This is a genomic window from Aliivibrio friggae (genome assembly GCF_057368515.1).
Genome location: NZ_CM170648.1, coordinates 285916 through 308052, shown reverse-complemented (window position 1 = coordinate 308052; position 22137 = coordinate 285916). Strand labels below are relative to the sequence as shown.

23 protein-coding genes are annotated in these 22137 nt (G+C 39.5%); 12 read left to right on the top strand and 11 right to left on the bottom strand.

All coding sequences use genetic code 11. The features are described 5' to 3' along the window. The first annotated feature begins 12 nt into the window (after positions 1-12). The 7 genes from AC2INI_RS01425 to AC2INI_RS01395 are packed head-to-tail and all read left to right on the top strand — an operon-like array spanning position 13 to position 5533. On the top strand, positions 13-555 hold the full coding sequence (locus AC2INI_RS01425; RefSeq protein ID WP_122032920.1) for a hypothetical protein: 543 nt from the start codon (positions 13-15) through the stop codon (positions 553-555). Continuing rightward, the gene (locus AC2INI_RS01420; RefSeq protein ID WP_486305194.1) at positions 555-1301 is read left to right on the top strand and encodes an NRDE family protein; all 747 of its coding nucleotides are present in this window, start codon (positions 555-557) and stop codon (positions 1299-1301) included. Before AC2INI_RS01425 ends, AC2INI_RS01420 begins: the two co-directional genes overlap by 1 nt. Positions 1302-1319: 18 nt before the next feature. Then, the gene (locus AC2INI_RS01415) at positions 1320-1760 is read left to right on the top strand and encodes a YHS domain-containing (seleno)protein (RefSeq protein ID WP_486305193.1); all 441 of its coding nucleotides are present in this window, start codon (positions 1320-1322) and stop codon (positions 1758-1760) included. 35 nt (positions 1761-1795) lie between these two features. After that, on the top strand, positions 1796-3577 hold the full coding sequence (locus AC2INI_RS01410) for a bifunctional lysophospholipid acyltransferase family protein/GNAT family N-acetyltransferase (RefSeq protein ID WP_486305192.1): 1782 nt from the start codon (positions 1796-1798) through the stop codon (positions 3575-3577). Further along, on the top strand, positions 3577-4152 hold the full coding sequence (locus AC2INI_RS01405) for a Crp/Fnr family transcriptional regulator (protein WP_486305191.1): 576 nt from the start codon (positions 3577-3579) through the stop codon (positions 4150-4152). The genes AC2INI_RS01410 and AC2INI_RS01405 overlap by 1 nt, the downstream gene beginning before the upstream one ends. A 60-nt stretch (positions 4153-4212) precedes the next feature. Continuing rightward, the gene (locus AC2INI_RS01400; protein WP_045102984.1) at positions 4213-4665 is read left to right on the top strand and encodes a GNAT family N-acetyltransferase; all 453 of its coding nucleotides are present in this window, start codon (positions 4213-4215) and stop codon (positions 4663-4665) included. A 19-nt stretch (positions 4666-4684) separates the two neighbouring features. Further along, positions 4685-5533, top strand: a complete 849-nt coding sequence (locus AC2INI_RS01395) for a DMT family transporter (protein ID WP_486305678.1) — start codon at positions 4685-4687, stop codon at positions 5531-5533. A gap of 26 nt (positions 5534-5559) precedes the next feature. Here AC2INI_RS01395 and AC2INI_RS01390 read toward each other — a convergent pair whose 3' ends face one another. Then, positions 5560-6234 carry a LysM-like peptidoglycan-binding domain-containing protein gene (locus tag AC2INI_RS01390; protein WP_486305190.1) on the bottom strand — a complete coding sequence of 225 codons (675 nt, stop codon included), beginning with the start codon at positions 6232-6234 and terminating at the stop codon, positions 5560-5562. Between the two features lie 139 nt (positions 6235-6373). Here AC2INI_RS01390 and bamJ point away from each other — a divergent pair, with 139 nt between their 5' ends. Beyond that, positions 6374-6994 (top strand): BamJ family beta-barrel-assembly machinery protein, encoded by a 621-nt coding sequence (gene bamJ, locus AC2INI_RS01385; RefSeq protein WP_122032913.1) that lies wholly within the window; start codon positions 6374-6376, stop codon positions 6992-6994. Positions 6995-7117: 123 nt separating this feature from the next. Continuing rightward, entirely contained in the window at positions 7118-7585 is a 468-nt protein-coding gene (locus tag AC2INI_RS01380) for a DUF2780 domain-containing protein (protein WP_486305189.1), read from the top strand. Between the two features lie 64 nt (positions 7586-7649). Here the strand turns inward: AC2INI_RS01380 and AC2INI_RS01375 are convergent, their stop codons facing one another. From AC2INI_RS01375 to dusA, 6 genes are all read right to left on the bottom strand, one after another. Beyond that, positions 7650-8411 (bottom strand): phosphoadenylyl-sulfate reductase, encoded by a 762-nt coding sequence (locus AC2INI_RS01375; RefSeq protein WP_122032911.1) that lies wholly within the window; start codon positions 8409-8411, stop codon positions 7650-7652. Then, entirely contained in the window at positions 8404-10134 is a 1731-nt protein-coding gene (gene cysI / locus AC2INI_RS01370; protein WP_486305188.1) for an assimilatory sulfite reductase (NADPH) hemoprotein subunit, read from the bottom strand. Before cysI ends, AC2INI_RS01375 begins: the two co-directional genes overlap by 8 nt. Further along, positions 10134-11957 (bottom strand): assimilatory sulfite reductase (NADPH) flavoprotein subunit, encoded by a 1824-nt coding sequence (locus AC2INI_RS01365; protein WP_122032909.1) that lies wholly within the window; start codon positions 11955-11957, stop codon positions 10134-10136. Before AC2INI_RS01365 ends, cysI begins: the two co-directional genes overlap by 1 nt. A gap of 133 nt (positions 11958-12090) precedes the next feature. Beyond that, entirely contained in the window at positions 12091-12321 is a 231-nt protein-coding gene (locus tag AC2INI_RS01360; RefSeq protein ID WP_122032938.1) for a hypothetical protein, read from the bottom strand. A 144-nt stretch (positions 12322-12465) separates the two neighbouring features. Continuing rightward, positions 12466-13164, bottom strand: a complete 699-nt coding sequence (locus tag AC2INI_RS01355) for a TIGR04219 family outer membrane beta-barrel protein (protein ID WP_486305187.1) — start codon at positions 13162-13164, stop codon at positions 12466-12468. A 118-nt stretch (positions 13165-13282) separates the two neighbouring features. Next, positions 13283-14269 (bottom strand): tRNA dihydrouridine(20/20a) synthase DusA, encoded by a 987-nt coding sequence (gene dusA / locus AC2INI_RS01350; protein WP_122032907.1) that lies wholly within the window; start codon positions 14267-14269, stop codon positions 13283-13285. Between the two features lie 179 nt (positions 14270-14448). On the opposite strand from dusA, the gene zur reads away from it, so the two are divergent. Both zur and AC2INI_RS01340 read left to right on the top strand, forming a co-directional pair. Beyond that, positions 14449-14898: a zinc uptake transcriptional repressor Zur gene (gene zur / locus AC2INI_RS01345; protein WP_122032906.1), complete on the top strand. Its 450-nt coding sequence runs from the start codon at positions 14449-14451 to the stop codon at positions 14896-14898. 20 nt (positions 14899-14918) lie between these two features. Continuing rightward, complete coding sequence (locus tag AC2INI_RS01340; RefSeq protein ID WP_122032905.1) at positions 14919-15380, top strand: chemotaxis protein CheX; 462 nt, start codon at positions 14919-14921, stop codon at positions 15378-15380. Positions 15381-15560: 180 nt separating this feature from the next. Here AC2INI_RS01340 and pgi read toward each other — a convergent pair whose 3' ends face one another. The 4 genes from pgi to AC2INI_RS01320 form a co-directional block, all read right to left on the bottom strand. Beyond that, on the bottom strand, positions 15561-17213 hold the full coding sequence (gene pgi, locus AC2INI_RS01335; protein WP_122032904.1) for a glucose-6-phosphate isomerase: 1653 nt from the start codon (positions 17211-17213) through the stop codon (positions 15561-15563). 237 nt (positions 17214-17450) lie between these two features. Beyond that, positions 17451-18686 (bottom strand): BamA/TamA family outer membrane protein, encoded by a 1236-nt coding sequence (locus tag AC2INI_RS01330; protein WP_486305186.1) that lies wholly within the window; start codon positions 18684-18686, stop codon positions 17451-17453. Further along, entirely contained in the window at positions 18686-19768 is a 1083-nt protein-coding gene (gene alr / locus AC2INI_RS01325) for an alanine racemase (protein WP_122032902.1), read from the bottom strand. The genes AC2INI_RS01330 and alr overlap by 1 nt, the downstream gene beginning before the upstream one ends. A 10-nt stretch (positions 19769-19778) precedes the next feature. Then, complete coding sequence (locus AC2INI_RS01320; RefSeq protein ID WP_122032901.1) at positions 19779-21176, bottom strand: replicative DNA helicase; 1398 nt, start codon at positions 21174-21176, stop codon at positions 19779-19781. A gap of 181 nt (positions 21177-21357) precedes the next feature. On the opposite strand from AC2INI_RS01320, the gene AC2INI_RS01315 reads away from it, so the two are divergent. Continuing rightward, positions 21358-22122, top strand: a complete 765-nt coding sequence (locus AC2INI_RS01315) for a DUF481 domain-containing protein (protein WP_486305185.1) — start codon at positions 21358-21360, stop codon at positions 22120-22122. The last annotated feature ends 15 nt before the right edge of the window (positions 22123-22137 follow it).

The window sequence follows — 22137 nt, the reverse complement described above, 5'->3', positions numbered from 1 at the left end:
AAAGGAGTTTTAATGCCTATATCAACATCACAACAAATACATCAATCTCCTGTGATCAGCGGTTGTATTGATGAATTGAAAAAAGGAATATCTTTACTCAACGCCATTAGCGACAGTGATTATATTCACCTTGCATTACCTTATGTCGAAAGTTCTATCGGTGAACATTTCCGACACATATTGGATCTATTTCAAGCCCTTATTCAAAAAGATCACCATGTACCCATCAATTATAATGTCCGTCGTCGAGGTCATGAAATCGAGACAAACAAAACGCTCGCCATTACAGAGCTTGGTGATGTGATCCACTGGTTAGAGCTTTTTCCTCTTGAATACCTCACGGCTCCAGTGTCATTAATTACCGAAGTCTGCCCTTATAAAAAACAAGACCATATTATGCTTTCAAGTATTGAGCGAGAAATTACTTTTGCTTCTCTCCATACCTCTCATCATTACGCCCTAATCAAAGTGATAACCCTTTCAATTGGCATAAATACTCAATCAAGTTTTGGTTTAGCTCCAACGACAACAACCTATTTACGAGGAGAGGCTTAATGTGCACAGTCTCTTGGTTTACTACCTCTACAGGCTATGAATTATTTTTTAATCGAGATGAACAACGTTCGCGCTCAGATGCTTTAACCCCTCAAGTTTTCCAAGAAAATAATGTGGATTACATTATGCCAATTGACCCTGTTGGCGGCGGGAGTTGGGTTTCACTTAATAATAATGGCATTTCACTTTGCCTTTTAAATTACTATCAAGGAGAAACGGCTCCCAGTAACGCATTAAGTCGTGGGCTACTGATAAAAAAATTAGCCCCCTGCGAACACATTGACTCGATTCAGGAAATGCTTTCCAACATAGAGTTATCTCGCTTTGCCGCTTTTACTTTATTGATATTTCACGCGAGTGGATCAGTAAGAAATGAGAGGGTTTATGGATTTCGTTGGGATGGACGAACCTTTGAATCAATAAACCCTAGCTCACCGATGATCTCTTCTTCTGTCGATGCCGATAATGTGATTGAACATCGCTTATCAGTTTATAAAGAATTAACAAACTCAGGGGTAAATCGGCAAACACTGAATCAATTTCATCAACACCATCACTCAAAACTAGGGCATCGCTCCCCTTGTATGCATCGCCAAGATGCTCAAACCGTCAGCTTTACTCACATCATTGTAAGTAATAAAAATAATTCACTACATTATTTCCCAGGTTCTCCATGCCAAATCAAAAAGTATTTGGCCTATGATGATCCTTTCCATTTTTACGATAACACTCACTCATACAATTAACACAATAAGGTCATGATTATGAAAAAGTTATTATGTTTATTTATCTTCTTATTTAGCCACGCTACGTTTGCAGCAGACGCTATTTATACCGGCTTTTTTAGCAATAAAGCCATTGACGGCTATGACAGTGTTAGCTACTTCACTTCAGATAAACCACAAAAAGGAAACTCTGAATTTGTCATCTCTTATATGGATGCTGATTGGTATTTTATCTCTCAAGAAAACTTAGATTTATTTAGCGCAAACCCAACACAATACGCTCCTCAATACGGTGGTTTTTGTGCTTGGGCGGTCGCTGAAAAAAATGATCGAGCACCTGGCGATCCGAATCAATATTCAATTGTAGATGGAAAACTGTATCTCAATTATGACGCGCAGATAAAAGCGTTATGGGAAGAGAGCATCTCGACTTTTATTGCACAAGGTAATGAAAATTGGCCTCGATTATTAAAAAAATAGACGAGTGCTAATGACTTAATTAAAGGAGTGTAATTATGATTGAAAGTCCATTTCGACTGCCTAGAGTCACCCCTTTTGGCATTGGAGAAATACTTGCTGAATGGGCTACAGGATTACATCGTTTAGATGCCCATTATCAAGACCGTCCTCTAGAATTAACCAGTTTTGAGTTTATGCGTTACACCCTTCAACGTTTGAATGTAACTTATGATATTCATCAAGGTGAACTCAATTCAATTCCCAAAACTGGACCTGTCGTGATTGTTGCTAATCATCCATTAGGCGCTTTAGAAGGTGTCATATTAGCGGAAATGGTAGGCCGTGTTCGACCCGATGTAAAAGTATTAGCGAATGAATATCTAAAGCAAATTCCTGAGATAAGTGAGCTGTTTATTGGCGTTGATGTTTTTGAAACTCAGCAAGCTAAAAAGACCAATGCCAAAGCATTACGTGATGCCCATAAACATTTAGCTAATCAGGGGGGACTGATTATTTTCCCTGCTGGAGAAGTCTCTACCTATAACAAAGAAACAAAATTACTTGAAGATAAACGTTGGAGTTACTCCGCGGCTAAATTTATTGAGAAGCACAATGCCACCACGATACCTATCTATATTGATGGTAAAAATAGCCACACTTTTTATCTTGCCGGAAAAATACACCCACTATTAAGAACATTAATGCTGGGACGAGAAATGCTCAATAAAAAAGAAAATACAATTCACTTATCTATTGGTTCTGCGATCCCTCATAAAGAACTCTCAGGTTTTCGCTCTCCTATTGAAACGATTAACTATTTAAGACTGAATACTTATTTACTCGCGACCAACACTGACACCGAAACTCGAAAAGAAATACCATCTCCACATTTATCTCCTGTCATTGCACCCATCGACATTGCACTTTTAGAACATGACATAGAGTCACTAGCCAGTAATGCTAAGTTGTTGGAACAAAATGGACTTTCAGTTTATTGCAGTAAGAGCCAAGCGATCCCTAATATAATGCAAGAAATAGGACGGATCAGAGAAATCACTTTTAGAGACGTTGGAGAAGGTACAGGGCTAAATTGCGACTTAGATGAATATGACGCACACTATTATCATTTATTTATTTGGCACCAAGAAAACAAAGAAATAGTAGGCTCCTATCGATTAGGCCTCGTTGATGAATTAATCGCAGAATTTGGATTAGATGGTCTGTATTCTCGAAGCCTCTTTAATTATCAACAGCCGTTTATTGAGACGCTCAAATATTCAATTGAGGTTGGACGATCGGTTGTGGCTAAAAAATATCAACGAAACGTCAGCTCTCTACTTTTATTGTGGAAAGGGATTTCAACATTCGTTTATCAGCGACCTAAATACACCCATTTATTTGGCCCTGTGAGTATCAGTAATGATTACAGTCTATCGGCCCGCCAACTAATCGCCTCAACGCTTACCATTCATCATTATGATAATAAAAAAGCAGCACTCGTTTCAGCAACAACCCCACTAAAGCCTGCAATTAAAAAACTATGGAATGGCGATATGCTGTCTCTACTCGGCGATTTAAAACTATTATCCAAAGTACTGAGCCGCATTGAGAAAGGAAAAGGGTTACCTGTTTTATTACGTCAATACATAGGGCTAAATGGAAAGTTAGTCTGCTTTAATGTAGACCCTGATTTCAATGATGCTCTGGATGGATTAATCGTAGTTGATATGAGTAATGTGCCACACAAAACATTAAGTAAATACATGGGGAAAGAAGAAGCGATGTGCTACCTTAAAAAGCATCAAGATAACTCAAATTCTCTGGTCGATAATAACTAATGCTCACAGACTTTATTACCCAACTTCAAGACTATAATTTTACGGCTGATGAGATTGAAAAATTAATCCGTAATAGTAAATTAGAGTATTTAAAACCAAAACACGTCGTTATAAAACAAAATGACAATTCAACGTCTTTCTATTTCTTATTAGACGGGCTTTGTCATGCTTCATATTTAACTGAGCATGGTAAGGAATTTAGTAAGGAGTTTTACTGGAAAGGAGATTGGGTAGTAGGATTTGAAGGCGTCATCGCTAATGAGAAGTCACCCTATACGTTAGAAACACTAACAGCAACAACACTCTTATCCTTACCTATTGAATATATACATCAATGGCGAGCACAACCACATCCTTTCTATCTGAAACTGATCGAAACTCAATTAATTTATAAGGAGAGAAAAGAGCGTTTTATGTTGCTTTACTCCCCTCAGTCTCGTTACGAAATTTTCTGTCAAAACTATCCAGATCTTCACTCACAATTAAGTGATTATCAAGTAGCCGCTTATCTTGGTATCACTCACATCAGTTTAAGTCGTATTAAAAATAGAATTAAAAAAGTTAACATAAGTTAATGCCTAAAAAAGTGAAAATAGGTATCTTGATGTTCTTCTTTTTTGAACGAGATAATTTCTATGATCCATTGGCAAAAAATACTTTTTAATGACTTAACTACCGCACAATTGTATGAACTGCTTCGTTTAAGAGTCGATGTTTTTGTCGTAGAGCAAACCTGTCCATATCCTGAATTAGATGGGAAAGATTGCCATGAAGGTGTCTATCATTTAATTGGGACTAAAAATAATGAAATGGTCGCTTGTGCTCGATTACTGCCAGCAGGGGTTAGTTATAGCAATGTCAGTATTGGTCGCGTGGCAACAAAAGAAACAGCCAGAGGTAATGGCCTAGGGCATGAGCTTATCTCACAAGCTCTAATATTATGTGAAGAATTATGGCCAGGGGAAACTATTGATATTGGCGCTCAAGAACATTTAAGCCACTTTTATCAAAAACATGGTTTTAACGTTATTTCTGATATGTATCTTGAGGATGATATTCCTCATGTCGACATGCGATTAGCTAAGTAGTACGAAAATGAAACCTATGATGACACCAGTCAACCTTGCAATTATCTTACTTGTATTAGGTAATTTATTGGCATCTCTGTCTGATGTGGCAGTAAAAGTTCTTGATGGTGGAGTGTCACCTTTTCAGTATATTTTTCTTCGCCAGCTGGTCTCTCTCGCCCTTCTTTTTCCTTTTTGGATACGTCAGTCTTCAACATCAAGAAATTTAAGTAACCCGAAAATAACGGTATTAAGATCTCATATTCTCTTAATTGGCAGTTGTTGCATGGTGGTATCTATTACTTATTTATCTCTTGCTACTGTCAATGCCGTTTTTTATACCGCTCCATTATTGATGATCCCGCTTTCAATGCTGTTACTCAATGAAAGACCTTCAGCTAAAAAAGTACTTCAAACCATCGTTGGATTTATTGGCGTTGTTATTATTTTGCGTCCCTCTCAATTTCATTGGGCCGCTATTTTTGCACTAGGAACGGCAATGACTTTAGCCTTGTATAATATACTGGTTCGAAAAATACCTAATGAACAATCGGTGATCACCACCCTATTTTGGACAACCTTATTATCTCTACCAGTATCAGGAGGGTTAGCTTGGTTTTACTGGCAGCCATTAACTCATAATGAAGTATTTTGGATCGCATTAAGTGCTACTTTTATTATTAGTTACAATGGCCTAGCAACCATGGCATATAAAAAAGCACCAGCAACCCAAATATCTCTGGCTGAATATTCAGGATTAATTTTTGTCGTTCTATTTGGAGTGATGTGGTTTGATGAGGTGCCGGATTTATTAACGGTAATGGGTATTGCATTAATCATCCTCCCTCTTATGCCTAAAACGTGGTTAAAGAAAATAAGAGGAAGATAATCATTGTAGAACATTCGAATAGGGCGTTACTTACTGCGCCCGAAATTACCATCAGACATTCTAAAATACATGATTGCTTGGTTATCTCGTTCTATCTGAAGAATGTCTAGCTCTCCTTGTTGATTCAGTTTAAAACGAAATAGCTGACCTTTTTTTATGTTACTCAGAGGTTTATCAGCACCTTCTATTTTTACCACTTTATTTAGTTCAGTAAGCGGAAGGTTATTTTTTCTAAATACTTGATAAAGCGTATCGCCGGCTTGAATTTGATAATCATGCCATTTTGCAGAGCTTTGAGTTGGTTGTGACGTTTTCACTTCCTCTGTTTTCTTTACTGGCTCTGCTTCTCTTTTTTCTTTTTCTTGTTCTACTTCTACTTCATAAGCAGAAGGGGCATCACGAAGTGCAGCCTCTTGCTCACTCAATCCTTCAAGATTCAAACTGACACTTTGCCTCTCCATTTCAGGTGCAGGGATCACTGTAGGCTGAATACTCTCAATCTCTTCTTCTGCACCACTTGGCAATAAAATTAAAACAAAAGTAACAGGAACTAAAATTTGTAATGCCTTTTGATGAAAGGCAGGTAAGCGCTGCCAATAAGGTGAGACTTTCTTTAAAAGCGGCTCGCACTTATCCTTCATAATTGCCAGCTGCTCAGAGAAGTCTGGACGTTTTATATTCATTTTTTTCTTTTTATTCATGCCATCGCCTCATGCGAAACTGGTTAGCTCACGTTTTATTCTAATATCAGAGTGCAAAGAAGTACAAAAGTTTACCTTAAGCTTAGATCTCTGTATCCTTTAGTCTTTCGTTTATACCATATAAAGAAAGAGAGACAGCATGTCTGAAGTTAAATTAGAAACAGTAGAGCAAAGAGCAAGTTACGGTATTGGCCTTCAAATGGGTCAACAACTTGCACAATCTGGTCTTGAAGGCCTAAACGTTGCAGCTATCGCTAAAGGTATCGCTACTTCACTAACTGGCGACATGCCAGAAATCGAAGTTGACGCTATCAACGAAGCACTTCAAGCACTTCACATGCGTGCTGAAGAAGCTCGTGCTGAAGCATCTAAAGCAGCAGCAGCTGACGGCGAAGCTTTCCTAGCTGATAACGCTCTTCGTTCAGAAGTAACTGTACTTGAATCTGGTCTTCAATATGAAGTACTAACTGTAGGTACTGGTGAAATTCCAACTTCTGATAAAACAGTACGTGTTCACTACCACGGTATGCTAACTGACGGTACAGTATTTGACAGCTCTGTAGAGCGCGGTCAACCTGCTGAATTCCCAGTAACTGGCGTTATCGCTGGTTGGGTTGAAGCTCTTCAACTAATGCCTGTAGGTTCTAAGTGGAAGCTTGCTATCCCACAAGACCTTGCATACGGTGAACGTGGCGCTGGCGCTGCAATCCCTCCATATGCTGCACTAGTATTTGAAGTAGAACTACTAGACATCATCTAATCTTTCTCAAAAAAGATTAAAAATAAAATTAGAAAGCGATGCCTATGGGTATCGCTTTTTTTTATGTCATACTCTAGTTAATATGTTAGAAAAACAAAACCATAATGTTAAAAGGAAATGACAATGAAAAAAACTCTAATCTTATCAACTCTAGCGCTTTCTCTTACTGCTGCAGCGCCTGCCAATGCTTTTCTTTCAAACCTATTTGGCGGCGGCGATGAAGAAGCAACTACAGAACAAGCAACAGCATCGAATCCACTGGTGGGAATGCTAACGGATAATCTAGGTATTTCTGCGGATCAAGCTGCTGGCGGTGCCGGGGCACTATTGGCAATGGCAGGTAATGGTTTATCAAGTTCTGAAAACTCTGAACTAAATAGCATGATCCCAGGTCTTGAATCATTAACAGGTGCAATCCCAGGCGGGTTAGGCAGCATGATATCGAATATGGACAGTGTGAAAACGGCCTTTTCTGCACTGGGCCTAGACCCTGCTCTTATTGCTCAATTTACCCCTTTAATTACCCAATACTTAACATCACAAGACGCAAGCTCAGGTCTACTTAGCTCTCTGACTTCATTGTGGAAATAATTTTTCAGCCGTAAATAAAAAGACAGCGCTTATCACGCTGTCTTTTTATCATCATACAAACTATTTATATTCCAGAGCCAGCAGTCTCACCATCATCTTCATGCAACCCACACTCTCTTTTTAAACCAAAGAATCGAGTCTCCTCTTCTTTCATTCCAGGTTCCCATTTTTGAGTTGTGTGCGTGTCACCGACAGAGAGATAACCGTCATCACGCAATGGATGATAAGGTAAATCACGCTCTTCTAAAAAATGATGTACATCTTTGTTACTCCAATCCAATACAGGTAAAAATTTAAATACCCCATTTTGGATACTAAGTACTGGCAGATTGGCACGAGAACTTGATTGCTCACGGCGTAAACCAGAAAACCAAACCCCGACTTCAAGCTGATCAAGCGCTCGACGCATAGGCTGAACTTTGTTTAGCTTATTATATTGTTCAATCCCCTCAACGCCTTTTTCCCACAATTTACCATAACGTGCTTCTTGCCAATTTGGACTCTCTTGTGCAGTAAACACGTGCAGATTGAGTTTAAGGCGCTCAGTGAGTTGATCAACAAACTGATAAGTTTCAGGAAATAAATATCCGGTATCGGTCAAAATAACCGGAGTATCCGCTTTTGCATCAGTGACTAATTGCAACATCACTGCTGCTTGAATTCCAAAACTTGAGGATACCGCAGGGTTTCCTTCTAAGTTTTCTAACGCCCACAAAATTCGCTCTTGAGCGGTCAGCGCTTCAAGCTCTGCATTAACTTCAGATAAGCGTAAAATTTGCTCAACTTTAGTTAATGGCAACAGCTCTGACAATTGCAATTTAGGCATAAAAGTCCCTTTTTGATACTATCACTTCATCTACAATGCCAGCTCGAATGGTAAAATCACCAAAGCCTTCATTACCTTGACGCTCAGTAGCCCAACGACCAACAAGTTCATCGATTTCAGATAGGATTTGACGGTCTGTAATGTTCTCTTTATACATTTTAGGTACACGAGTACCACTACGGTTACCGCCTAAATGGAAGTTATAACGCCCTGGTGCTTTACCGACTAAACCTATTTCAGCAAGCATTGCACGGCCACAACCATTTGGGCATCCCGTGACACGGAAAATAATATTGTCTTCTTCTGGTAGCTTATGTTTTTTTAGTACGTCTTCTATTTCAGTTACAAACTCAGGCAAGAAACGCTCAGCCTCAGCCATTGCTAATGGACAGGTAGGAAACGCGACACACGCCATTGAGTTTTTACGTTGCTCTGAATGCCCATCGTCAATTAAGCCATGCTCACGAGCAATTTTATCAATCTGATCTTTTTGCTCAGCAGGTACACCTGCAACAATTAAATTTTGATTGGCTGTCATTCTAAAATCACCTTGGTGGATCTTAGCAATCTCAGCCACACCTGTTTTTAATGGCTTACCCGGGTAATCTAATAAACGCCCATTTTCAATAAATAGCGCCAAATGATACTTACCATCAATGCCATCTACCCAACCAATTCGATCACCACGCTCTGTTAACTCATAAGGGCGACTAGTTTCAAATTGAATCCCCGCTCGTTTTTCAACTTCGGCTTTAAATACATCCACACCCACACGATCTAACGTATATTTTGTTTTTGCATTTTTACGATTTGAACGATTACCCCAATCACGCTGAGTCGTCACCACTGCAGCGGCTACGTCTAACGTTTTTTCTAGTGAAACAAAGCCAAAATCATCCGCTTTTCGTGGATAAGTCGCAGTATCACCATGGGTCATCGCAAGGCCACCACCCACAAGAACATTAAAACCAACTAGCTTTCCATTATCAGCAATGGCAATGAAGTTGAGATCATTCGCATGCACATCGACATCATTTTGCGGTGGGATCACAACAGTCGTTTTAAATTTACGAGGAAGATAATTACTGCCTAAAATAGGCTCTTCATCAGTTGTTTCTAATTTTTCACCATCCAACCAAATCTCAGCATAGGCACGCGTTTTTGGTAATAAGTGCTCACTGATTTTTTTCGCCCACTCGTAGGCTTCTTGATGAAGCTCTGATTCAACAGGGTTCGTGGTACATAGAACATTTCGATTTACATCCCCCGCTGTTGCAATTGAATCAATACCAATACTATTCAATGTTTGGTGCATTAACTTAATATTTGGTTTCAGAACACCATGAAATTGAAACGTTTGACGAGTGGTTAAACGTAAACTGCCATACGAGGTATTTTCTTCTGCAAACTTATCAATCGCCAACCACTGCTTTGGTGTAATGATTCCCCCCGGCATACGTGCACGTAGCATTACGTTATGCAGAGGCTCTAATTTTTGTTTTGCACGCTCAGCACGAATATCTCTATCATCTTGTTGATACATACCGTGGAAACGGATCAACTGGAAATTATCTTTAGTAAAACCGCCCGTAATGCGATCTTGAAGATCCTCCACGATCGTACCTCGAAGGTTGTTACTTTCACGTTTTAGACGTTCGTTATCCGCTAATGGGCCAAGTTCAGTGCCTGATAAGATTGTTTTTACTGCAATTTGTTCGCTCATTAGTACACATCCCTTTGGTAACGTTTCGCCTTACGCAGATCATTTACAAACTGTTCTGCTTCTTCTCTGTTCTTCTTGCCTTGCTGTTCAACAATGGTAATTAACGCGTCATGTACATCTTTTGCCATGCGAGTTGCATCACCACACACGTAAATATAAGCGCCATCTTGTAGCCACTGCCACACTTGTGCTGAATGCTCTAAGATACGATGCTGTACATAGACTTTTTCTTGTTGATCACGGCTGAATGCAACATCTAATTGATTTACAACGCCTGACTTAAGGTATTTTTGCCATTCAACTTGGTATAAGAAATCTTGCGTGAAGGTTCTATCACCAAAGAATAACCAGTTTTTACCTTCTGCATCACGGTTGTCACGCTCTTGTACAAATGAGCGGAATGGTGCGATACCCGTACCAGGACCAATCATGATCACTGGGGCATTATCATCTTGAGGAAGTTTGAAATTATTATTGTGTTCAATAAATACTTTTACTTCATCACCCTCTTCTAAACGATGAGATAGGAAACTAGAAGCACCACCAAATCGAGTATCATCACCTTGTTGGTATTCAACAACAGCAACCGTTAAATGCACTTCTTCATCCACTTCTGTTTGGCTTGAAGCAATAGAATATAAACGAGGAGTTAGACGGCGAAGTAAACCAACTAATTGGTCTGCCGTTAATTTGGTTTTCTTTTCTGATAGCAGGTCAATAACTTGAGTGTTAGCTGCATAATGACGTAATTTATCTTTATCTTGTGCCAATTTTTCTAGTTTTTTACTGCCTGATAACTCTGAAAATTTAGCTACTTGCTGTGGGTTTGATGAGGTAATTTCATATTTCTCAACTAACGCTTTTTGTAGAGAGATTGACTCTCCATCCACATCAACTTGCTCTTCACCAGTAAGGCTTACTTGTTTTAAGATAGCAGCAGCTAACTCTGAACTATTTTCAAACCAAACACCAAGTGCGTCACCCGGTTGATAAGTTAAGCCTGAATCTTCCAAATCAATTTCAATGTGACGAACATCTTTGCCTGAATCTCGGCCCGTTATTTTTTGGCTTGCTAATAACGTTGCCGTATAAGGGTTTTGTTTTGAATATTGAGATTGACTATGCGCGGCTTGACCCACAGGTAATTGCACTACCTGCCCATTTTTAGCATCATCACCGGTTGATAAGGTTTCTTTTACTTTCTCTAACGCTTGCTTGCGCCATTCAGCCGCTGGAGCTTCATAATCAACATCAAGATCAATACGCTCAATAAATGGCGTCGCGCCTTTCTTAGATAAGTACGCATCAAAATCTTTACCTGTTTGGCAGAAGAACTCGTAGCTCGAATCCCCCAAACCAATCACTGCGTATTTTAAGTTATCTAATTTTGGTGCTTTTTTAGATTGAAGATATTCATGCAACTCAATGGCATTGTCAGGGGCTTCCCCCTCACCATTAGTAGACGCAACAATAACAACGTGAGTTTCTTTAGCGAGGTTTTTACCTTTGTAGTCACTGGCATCAAATAGCTCAACACTGATCCCAGAGGCAGACGCTTCTGCTTTTAATGCTTCAGCAACCCCTTTAGCATTGCCTGTTTGCGAAGCATAAATGATTGATAGCTTACCAGCAGGCTCACTTGATACCGCCGCAGCGGCTTGATTGATTGGTTGTGCAGCACCAGAAGTTTGGCTTACACCCCAAAAATAACCACTTACCCAAGCAAGTTGTTGTGGAGATAATTCTGAAGCCGCTAGCTGTAATTGACCTATTTGTTGATCATTAAGTGGACTAGCGAGTGCGGAGAGTTCCTTTAATAACATGACGACATCCCTATTCATTGCGTCATATTAGATTAGCGACTCTTTTCTATAACAAGAAAGAATAGATAGGTATGTTTTATAACTTTTTGGAAGAAAGAAATGTTTGCGTTAATTAATTCAGCTAAAAATGAGATTAATCATTAATCCTGACTTGATTAAATCCAACCGCTAGCGCACTCTTTGAAGCAGACTCTAAATCCCTGTATTTCATTTCTCCTCCCTTCATATCGGTAAGCAGGACAAGGCCTCCACGCACATGGCGAAATTCAACAATCCAAGGGCCTTCAACCATTACGGGCTCAATTACAGCTTCTACTAATTGCTCTTCTTGGTACATCAATTTCAATTCACTTAATGTCGTCATAACTGCATCCTTACCAAATATGAATATCATAGTAATATCCATTCTATAAGCATGGTCAAAAAATAAGGATTGAGCAAATTTAAAATAAAAAAATAGCGACCCAGTCACCTGAATCGCTATCTTATTAACTTTTATTTATTTTGATTAGAAATCAAATGACACACCACCGAACCAACCATCAACCATGACATTTGCTTGGTCGCTATCAAATCCTTCAAAATAACCAAACTCATGGTCCATTACGCGATAGCCTACTTTAAACTCAACATCTACCGCAGCATCAACGGGAAGAATATACTTAACCCCTGCTTGACCATCCATCGTTCGAGTACCACTACCGCTACCAAAATCGTATTGACCAAAAATGTGGAAGTGTGTGTTTGGAATATGCATCGATGCATCGGCATACATGTTCATTGCTGTTTCGCTAAAGCTTTGATCATGTGGTTGAGCTGAATCAACAGAGCCACCTTTATTGAATTCACCATTAGCAAACTGCGTTAAGGTTAAACCGACATCAAACTGAAGACCGTTAGTGTCTAATAACTTGTAGTAACCGGTGTAGTCAATTTGGTCGTACTCAAAGCGATCTGCTTTTACTGGGGTATAACGCACTTTAACATTTGGTACATAAGCAAATGGGTGTTCAAAAGCGATTGAGAACGCTTGCGATGCATCTACATCATTTTTACGAATAGCATCATCTTTAGAGCCCACTTTTGCATCAGGGAACCACGCATCAATTTCAACTTTAGTGGTAAATTCCTTCTCTGTTGAATGTGCAGGTAGTGCCAATACTAAGGCAGCCGAAGCAACAACAGCGGTAAGGGATAGTTTGTTCATGCGTAGTCTCCATTTGCGACGCTATTTGTTTCATATGCAGTAATAATAAACGATCTGGTTTATTTATGTACTTTCTTTTTATTTCTATTTAACGCTATTTCACTAAAGTTAAAAAAGCTTAAACATCTAACTCAGCTGGAATTTTAGCTAATGCAGCTTCAACCACTTCAATACCAGAACCTGGCTTGTGCGCATTTTCACTGATATAGCGACGCCATTGTCGAGCACCCGGCATACTTTGAAATAAACCAAGCATATGACGAGTAATATGACCAAGATGTGCACCATTCTCTAATTGACGTTCAATGTATGGGTACATTGATTCTACAATTTCACGACGCTTTTTAATTGGCTTATCACTACCAAAAAGTTGTTGATCAACTTCTGCTAATAAATAAGGGCTTTGATACGCTTCACGACCAATCATTACCCCATCTAAATGCGCTAAATGCTCTTTCGCTTCATCTAATGTTTTAATGCCGCCATTGACTGCAATAATTAACTGAGGGAAATCTTTTTTAATTTGATAAGCGCGAGGGTAATCAAGCGGTGGAATTTCACGGTTTTCTTTAGGGCTTAAGCCACTCAGCCATGCTTTACGAGCATGAATAGTAAATTGATCACAACCACCCTTCTCATGAACCGTTGAAACGAATTTAGTTAAAAACTCATAGCTGTCTTGGTCGTCAATACCAATACGTGTTTTCACTGTTACAGGAATATCAACAACCGCTTTCATTTCAGCGATACATTCAGCAACATGATCCGGTTCTGCCATTAAACAAGCACCAAAGCGACCATTTTGAACACGATCAGATGGACAGCCCACATTTAAATTTACTTCGTCATAACCACGTTCTGCTGCTAATTTGGCACAATGTACTAAATCTTTAACGTTTGAGCCGCCTAGCTGTAATGCCAGTGGGTGCTCTTCTTCGTTATACGCAAGAAAATCACCTTTACCATGAATAATGGCACCCGTTGTCACCATTTCTGTATACAACAAAGCATGTTCAGATAGTTGACGATGAAAATAACGACAGTGGCGATCCGTCCAATCAAGCATAGGGGCAACAGAAAAACGTTGTAATGGGTAAGAGCTCATAAATAAATTCGTTCAGTGATCAATACCGCAATTCTAACATAACCAGAACATAAACAGCCAACCTATTACCATGATTAAATACTCAGTAAAAGCATGAGATTCTGAAAAATAGTCACTAAAACATCGGAATAATTATGTTAAACTTGCGGATCTTGTTCAGAAAATAAGACATATAATCCTTGAATCGTACCCAAAAACAAAAAGTTGAGCAATTATGCCAGCAACGTGGTGTTAGATTAACCCCACAACGATTAACTGTTTTAGAGCTAATTGTTGCCTATCAAGGTGCTATTAGTGCTTATGATCTTTTAGAACAACTAAAAAAAATAGAACCTCAGGCAAAACCTCCGACAATTTATCGCGCCTTAGATTTTTTGGTTACTCAGGGTTTTGTTCATAAGGTTGAATCAATAAATAGTTACATTGCTTGTTGTGTGATCGGTGAACACGCCCATTTTTCACAATTATTCATCTGTCGCACTTGCGATGATGTTGTAGAGTTCCATGATATTAAAATTACAGAGCAGCTAACCAAGCATGCTGAGCAAATTGGATTTTCTGTTGAGAACCATATTGTTGAAACTCATGGTACCTGCAAAGCTTGTTTAACTAGCGATAATAAAAATTAATTTGAAGGACACTATTTACCATGCGCGCTGAATTTGTAAACCCATTCTTAGCTTCACTGATGAATGTACTTAAAACGATGGCTTCGATGGAATTGAAACCACAAAAACCTCGTATTAAAAAAGACGAAATTGCTCGTGGTGATGTTTCAGGTTTAATAGGTATGGTTGCTCCACAAAGTAAGGGCTCAATGTCTATTACTTTTGATGAACAACTTGCTCTGCAAATCATGCAAAATATGCTTGGTGAGCGCCCAAACAGTATCAATGAAGAAGTTACTGACATGGTAGGTGAAATCACCAATATGGTTACTGGTGGTGCTAAGCGTATTCTTTCTGAAAGTGGCTTTGAATTTAGTATGGCAACCCCTATGGTTGTTTCTGGTAAAGGTCATACTATTACTCATAAATGCGATGGTGCGATTATTATCATGCCATTTACTTCTGAGTGGGGTAATGCGTTTATTGAGATCTGTTTTGAGTAACAGAGACTAGAACGTTGCGCTTCTATAAGAGCAAAAGCAAGAGCTAGGATTCAGGAAAATTAAAGGTTGAGGTAGAAATATCTCAACCTTTTTTATTGCCTGTAATATCGATAAATAATAAATACAAAAAGAGCCGACCGAAATCAGCTCTTTTAATTAATAAATTTTATAACTTAACGATTAAGCTTTGTATGCTTTAAATGCGTTGATTAAGCCGTTTGTTGAACTATCGTGAGAAGTCACCGCACTATCGTCAGCCAGTTCAGGAAGAATTTGGTTAGCCAGTTGCTTACCTAGTTCTACACCCCATTGGTCAAAGCTGAAGATATTCCAAATCACACCTTGTACAAAGATTTTGTGTTCGTACATTGCAATCAAGTTACCTAATGTTTTAGGTGTTACTTGTTTCACTAAGATAGAGTTTGTTGGGCGGTTACCAGCAAATACTTTAAATGCAACCAACTCAGCCATTTCTGCTTCTGTTTTACCAGCCGCTGCAAATTCTGCACGAACCGTCTCTTCTGTTTTACCAAATGCTAATGCTTCTGTTTGTGCAAAGAAGTTAGACATTAGTTTTTGATGGTGATCACCCACTTGGTTGTGGCTGATTGCAGGTGCAATAAAGTCACAAGGAATTAATTTTGTACCTTGGTGAATCAATTGGTAGAACGCGTGTTGGCCATTTGTACCAGGTTCGCCCCAAATGATTGGACCCGTTTGGTAATCAACAGGATTACCGTTACGGTCTACACATTTACCATTTGATTCCATGTTGCCTTGTTGGAAGTACGCAGCAAAACGGTGTAGATACTGGTCGTATGGAAGAATTGATTCTGATTCAGCACCGTGGAAGTTATTATACCATAGACCAATAAGTGCAAGAATAACCGGCACGTTATTTTCAAGATCGGTAGTAGCAAAATGGTTATCCACTTCATGAGCACCTTCAAGAAGCTCAACAAAGTTATCAAAACCAACCGCTAGTGCAATTGAAAGACCGATTGCTGACCATAGAGAATAACGACCACCAACCCAATCCCAGAATTCAAACATGTTATCAGTATCGATACCAAACTCAGACACTGATTGTGCATTCGTTGATAGTGCAGCAAAGTGTTTAGCAACGTGTGCTTGATCGCCAGCTTCAGCAAGGAACCAATCACGAGCACTATGTGCATTCGTCATGGTTTCTTGAGTTGTGAATGTTTTAGATGCAATTAAGAATAACGTTGTTTCAGGGTTTAGAGGCTTCAATGTTTCAACAATGTGTGTGCCATCTACGTTTGAAACAAAGTGCATGTTTAAACGTGTTTTGTATGGTGCTAATGCTTCAGAAACCATGTAAGGACCAAGATCTGAACCGCCGATACCGATGTTTACGATATCGGTAATTTCTTTACCCGTGTAACCTTTCCACTCACCAGAAATCAGACGCTCAGTGAAACCTTTCATTTTTTCTAATACTGCATTTACCGCAGGCATTACGTCTTCACCATCAACGATTACCGGCGTATTACTGCGGTTACGAAGTGCTGTATGAAGTACTGAACGATCTTCGGTTTTATTGATTTTCTCACCGTTAAACATCGCTTTAATTGCTGAAGACAATTCAGTCTGCTCTGCTAATGCGAACAATTTTTTCATTGTTTCTTCGGTAACTAAGTTTTTAGAAAAATCCACTAGAATGTCTTGGCCAAACGTCGTTGAAAATTTATCAAAACGTTGTGCATCCGCAGCGAATAGATCAGATAGGCTGAAATCTTGTGCTGTTTCAAAGTGTGCAGTTAAGTCTGCCCACGCTTGAGTTTCTGTTGGGTTGATGTTTTTTAACATGGTGAAAATATCCCGTGTAATATACTTGTTGGCTCAAAAGTGAATTTCTGAACGCCCCGTTTATACGAATCTAAAAATTGGTGCTCGGTATTATTTAGTGAGCTTTATATTTAGGTATTATGACCAAAACTACGCTCACCCTTCTTGAGTTAGGTCACATTTAAACTTCTAGCAGTGAACATTATCTCTATCAAAACTACGGAACACTAGTGTTGAGATCATTTTTCTTTATAAAAACTAAAATGGTTGATTGATCATTACTCTAAATAGGCTTTCTTCACTGCCTTTAGACATTTCTGTTCGAACAACAATGCCTTCGACTTGAAAACGTATGGCACCACCCGCACTCCACTTCATCTCTTCATGTAATGTTGATAGTGAAAACTCATCCGCAACTCGACCCGCATCAACAAATGCAACCCACTGCCACCAAGGCACGTCATAAAGATTAAAGATAGGCCACTCTTCCAAAGGTTGCCAATCAGGCATTACTCGATATTCCGCTGAATAATGAATGGCTGAACGACCATGGAAACGCCCACTGCTGTAGCTTCTTAGTCGATATAATCCACCCAGTTTTATTCCTGCATACTCGGGTGGTTGATGAGCGTCATCTTGCCAGCTTGGTGTATCAGCGATATAGAAATCTAATGCTAATACTTGCTTATTAATGATGTCACCTAAATTACCTAAATCAAAAAAGGCACTTTGCTGAAACTCCCATGTCCACCACTCTTCTTGTGAACTGGTTTGTGGTGAATAGGTAAAATCTAGTTCTGTCCGCGAGCCGTGAGTCGTATTTCTTACACTATTTCTATTATCCCAATCTAGGTTAACTTTCATGCCCCAGTTAGACTCAGGTTCATTCCAACCAGCCACATCCGAAAATGTTCGAGAATAATAAAAAGGACTCAGTTCAATGCTCGACACACCACTTTCTAATGGATTAAAACCTTTTACTTTTCTCTCAGGAAGATAAGCAGCTCTCGCTCCAATCGTCTTTGCATTACCAATAGGTAAGATATAATTAGCACTTAAATGATATTGAGCTTCAACACTGTCGGTGAAAACTTCTTCGTTTACATTGGAGCTGTTGCTACCTGCAGCCCCAAGGTGATAATCCATATCTTTAAAATTAGCATTATACGCATTAACACCAACGAGCCATGAATGACCAATTTGAAAGTTATTAGCAGACAAATAGGTCATGTAGGACCCTTTGGTTGAATAGAGTCCTGCAGCAAATAATGTCGCTTGAGGTTGGCCTACCCCCTTCATTACAACGGCTGCGCCTATCGTAGTCCCTAAGCTCTCTGACGAAAACATGAAAGGAACTGCTGAGGTTTCAGGTAACGAGGTTGGCCAAATATCTTCTTCAGCAATCGCGTTACTCAAAAAAGAAAAAGGCAAAATAAGAAAAAGCGCTAAACCAGTAGCGCTTTTAAGTGAAAACAAATTCAAAGTAGATCTCATTAAATATATTGCATCTGTACTCGTGATGTTAGTTTAGTCACTAACTCATAAGCAATAGTTCCTATGTGTTCTGCAACTTCTTCTGCAGGAAGATCTCGTCCCCACAAAACAGCTTCATCACCCACTTTATCTTGAGCATCAGGTCCTAGATCGACAGTAAGCATATCCATAGACACTCGACCCGCGATTGATACCTTACGTCCATTAACTAAAACCGGCGTACCATTAGGTGCAGCAATAGGATAACCATCACCATAGCCAATTGCGATCACTCCAATTTTAGTATCTCGTTCACTGGTCCACATTGCACCATAACCCACACTTTCACCTGCTTTTACATCACGAACCGCGATCAAATGAGAGGTAAGAGTCATGGTAGGCAAATAGCCTAACTCTTGTGCTGATTGATTAGCAAAAGGAGAAACACCATACATAATAATACCCGGTCTAACCCAATCTAACTGGCTATCGGGCCATGCTAACAGTCCGGCAGATGCTGCTAATGAACGCTCACCTTGGCAACCTTGAGTTAACGACATAAAGGTTTCTATTTGCTTATTGGTTGTCGGGTTATCTAATTCATCCGCACAACCAAAATGACTCATGTAACGTAATGGTTTAGCTACGTTTTTACATGCATGCAAACGGTCAACATACTCTTGATATTCTTCAGGACGAATACCTAAACGATGCATACCTGAATCTACTTTTAGCCAAACAACTACTGGGCCTTCAAGTTCAGCACTTTCCAGTGCTTCTAATTGTTCTTTGCAATGTACCGCTGTTTGAATATTATTTGCGACCAAAATAGGCAAATCACAAGCAGAGTAAAAACCTTCAAGTAACAATACTTGCTTAACAATACCACCAGCACGAAGCTGTAAAGCCTCTTCTATACGAGCAACACCAAATGCATCAGCATCCTGTGCGCCTTTTGCTATATTCAATAACCCATGGCCATAACCATTTGCTTTAACAACAGCAAGAAGCTTACTGTTTGGTGCTTGCTGCTTAATCTTCTGCAAATTATGTGCTAAAGCTGACATATCAACTTGGGCAGCCGCCGCTTTCATATAGCTCATACTATTTGCCTTATTCATCATCAAACGCAGGACCTGCGTAATTATCAAAGCGTGAAAATTGTCCTTGGAATGTAAGGCTTACTGAGCCGATTGGACCGTTACGTTGCTTACCTAAAATAATTTCAGCAATGCCTTTACGATTACTCTCAGGGTTATAAACTTCATCACGGTAAATAAACATGATTAAATCGGCATCTTGCTCGATCGCTCCAGATTCACGAAGATCCGAGTTAATTGGGCGTTTATCGGCACGTTGCTCTAGGGAACGGTTCAACTGAGACAGTGCAACCACTGGTACATTCAGCTCTTTCGCAAGCGCTTTCAAAGAACGAGATATCTCAGAAATTTCTTGAGTACGGTTGTCTTGTAAACCAGGAACTCGCATTAATTGAAGGTAATCGACCATGATCATACTTAGACCACCCGCTTCACGAGCCACACGACGAGCGCGTGAACGTAATTCAGTTGGCGTCAAACCTGAACTGTCATCGATGTACATGTTTTTCTTTTGCGTCAAAATGCCCATCGTAGACGAAATACGAGCCCAATCTTCATCATCTAACTGACCGGTACGAATTTTAGTTTGGTCAACACGAGACATCGAAGCTAACATACGCATCATCAGTTGTTCTGCGGGCATCTCTAGAGAGAAAATAAGCACTGGCTTATCTTGGTCCATTGCCGCATTTTCACATAAGTTCATCGCAAAGGTTGTTTTACCCATCGATGGACGCGCTGCAACAATGATTAAATCTGAGCCTTGAAGGCCTGCCGTTTTTTTATTTAAATCAGTAAAGCCAGTCGATACCCCTGTGACACCATCTTGCGGTGTTTGGTATAAAATCTCGATACGCTCTAGCGTTTTCTCTAAAATCGAATCGACACTTTGTGGGCCTTCATTTTCTGTTGTACGCTCTTCTGCAATAGCAAATACTTTACTCTCTGCCATATCGAGTAAATCTTCAGAAGTACGCCCTTGAGGATCATAACCCGCATCGGCAATTTCGTTTGCTACACCGATAAGATTACGTACCATGGCACGCTCACGAACAATATCCGCATAGGCATTAATGTTCGCCGCACTTGGGGTATTTTTTGCCAAATCAGCCAGATAAGCAAAGCCACCAACAGAATCTAATTTCTCATGGCGCTCAAGATGTTCAGATAAAGTAATTAAATCTAGAGGATTACTGTTTTCTAGGATGGATTTGATTGACTCAAAAATAAGTCGATGTGGCCTACTGTAAAAATCACCGGCTACTACTTTTTCTGCAACCGTATCCCAACGCTCATTATCAAGTAACAGACCACCAAGAACAGATTGCTCTGCCTCTAATGAATGCGGTGGTACTTTTAACGCATCAACTTGTGCATCGTGTTTACGGTTTTGATTTCGATTATCGGCCATTACTGCTTTTCACCATCCTAAATTTAGCCTTACATTATAACCAAAAGAAATTGGGATGAAATAACTATCCGTGTATCTCCTGATAACCTTTCGCAAAATAAAGATTTTGACTCAAATTTAACTCATCATTCAGAGAAAACCTCTATACTATCTATCCTCTTTATTCTTTTGAGATTGATACGTGTTAAAAAAAGTTTTACTTACAGGGCTTATCGCAATTAGTGCATCTGTTCATGCAAGTGATATAGAAACTGAAGACGCGGATACGTCACCTCCCTCTCCATGGGAAAGCCAAGTTGAATTTGGCTATCAGTCGAGTAAAGGAAATGATGACTCAGAATCTCTCAATGGTCGCCTAGAAGCTGGTTATACTTCTGGGCAGCACCGTCACACTGGTGAAGTGAAGTATTATCTATCGAAAGAAGATGGTGAAACAGATAAAGACCAATTAAGTCTTAATTTGCAAAGTGACTATAAAATCAGCCCTGATTACTATCTTTACGCCAACTTTAAAGGCTTAGAGACAGAGTATAGTGCCTATTTTAAAGATTATACTTTCTCAGGTGGTTTGGGTTACCAAGTCAGTAACACCGAAAGACTATTATTAGAATTAGAATTTGGTCCCGGTTATCGTTATCAAAACCCAAATCTAGATGAAATTGATGATGATGATTTAATTTTCCCTGAGACCGTTGCTGAAGCGATTTTGCGAGGTAACGTAAATGTATCATGGCAAATGTTGGATAACTTGTCTTTCGCAAGTGAAGTCACCGTAACCACGGGTCGAAGTAATACCCGTATTGATTCAGAAGTCAGTCTTACTAACAATATCACCGAAGAGATAGCCCTGAAGATTGCACAATCTCAACAATATCTAGATCGTGTGCCTCCAGGGCTAAGCAAAACTGACTCTGTATTTAGTATTAATTTACTCTTTACCTTTTAAGCTAACTCTCGTTAG